The 1,499-nt window shown below is 70.2% G+C and carries 1 protein-coding gene and 1 pseudogene; both read right to left on the reverse strand.

The features are described 5' to 3' along the window. Positions 1 to 229: pseudogene (locus tag E1293_RS46950) on the reverse strand (hypothetical protein); the annotation flags it as partial. A 281-nt stretch (positions 230 to 510) separates the two neighbouring features. Next, positions 511 to 1,083, reverse strand: coding sequence for a hypothetical protein (locus tag E1293_RS48405; RefSeq protein ID WP_165978733.1), 573 nt, complete (start codon positions 1,081 to 1,083; stop codon positions 511 to 513). Between the last annotated feature and the right edge of the window lie 416 nt (positions 1,084 to 1,499).

Consider the following 1,499-nt stretch of genomic DNA (forward strand, 5'->3'; position numbering starts at 1 on the left):
CCCCCGGCGGTGGTGCACCACCGCCGGGGGCGTTGCCGCGTTCCGGCAGCTTGACGCCCTGCTTCTCCAGGCAGATGCGGAACGAGGCCATCGGGTCGGCACCGGCGCCCTTGCCAGAGCCCGTGTCCGCGTCGCCACCACCCCCACATGCCGCGCTGAGCAGCAGCACACCCGCAGCGGTCAGGACGCCGAACAGCCGACGATATGCACTTGCGTTGGACGTCACCATGAATCCCTTTCGATGTTCAGCAACCCGAGTTCTGGCCGACGCATCCGGTCACGAAGTCCGCCAGCGCCGCCAGGTCGCCGACGACGGTCGCCCGGGGCCGGTCGCCGCCCGTCCGAGCCGGAAAGGAACGGACGTCGCCTCCAGCCCGATGCGCGGAGGGCTCTCGCCCACGGTGCGGGCGGCGACCGAACCTTCCGCGTCCGCGAGTCCGTAGACCGCGAAGCCCGAGCCTGGCCAGCGGGCCAATCCCCCGGTTGCTTCGCTCGCCTTGCAGAGCGGCATCAACGGGCTGAGCCCTTGGTCACCGTGTTCGCGGTTACCGAGCCGTCTGTACCTGTGGAACCGCGGACGACGATGGTTGAGCCCTTGCCGAGGTTCCGCAATTTGCCGTCCTTGGTGATGAGGACCTTGGTCGTGCCGTTCGTCGTGACCTTCACGGTCTGCCCGGACGATGTGCGCAGGTAGATGGTGTTGCCCACGACCTTGGTGACGGTTCCAGTGGTCCCCGCTACACCACCCGGACCTCCGGACCCCCGGCCGCCCCCGGGCATTCCACCGGCGCCGGGTTGCCCGCCGAAGGCAGGGGCTCCGCCGCCGTAGCCGGACCTGGTGCGTCCGCCTTCAGGGCCGGCCGCCTGGCCCCCAGGGCTGGACGGACGAGAACCGTCCGACGACCACTTCTGCGCCTGGACACCGCCGAGGAACCCGGCGACAAGAATGATGCCCGCCGCGAGGTAGAGCGTTGGCCCTGGCGGAACGCGCCGCTGCGGCCGAGCCGCCAGTTCGGTGTCGAGGTCTTCGTTGAATGGCGAGTTTGCGAGCAATTCCGCGTCCGTCGTGGGTGCGTCCGCCATGCTCTGTCCTTTCGTCGCGGCCGCCCGACCCGAATCCGAGCGATCGACCTGTTCGCGCTGCTCCTCCCAGCCGACCGATCCTCGCCCGCTGAAACCGCCTCTCACGCCGGCCCCCTCATGACGCGGCCCCGGAAGGCTTCTCCCATGTATCCGTCGCGGCGGCGGTCCTTCCCACGGCGTCGTCGAGCGCGTGCGGTAGGGACGGCCGGACAAACGCTGGCGCGGCTGTGAAGGACGCGTGGTCGCCGAGCACGGCCGCCACGTCCACTGCGCGCAACCGCACAGGTGCGAGAGACGCTGACGCGGCTGTGAAGTGCGCGTGGTCATCGGGTACGGCAGCTGCACATGGGAGGACGGGGGCGGTCGGTGCGGGTGGTCGGTGCGGGTGGTCGGTGCGGGTGGTCGGTGCGGGTGGT

Origin of the sequence: Actinomadura darangshiensis (assembly GCF_004349235.1) — a bacterium.
Taxonomy (GTDB): Bacteria; Actinomycetota; Actinomycetes; order Streptosporangiales; family Streptosporangiaceae; genus Spirillospora; species Spirillospora darangshiensis.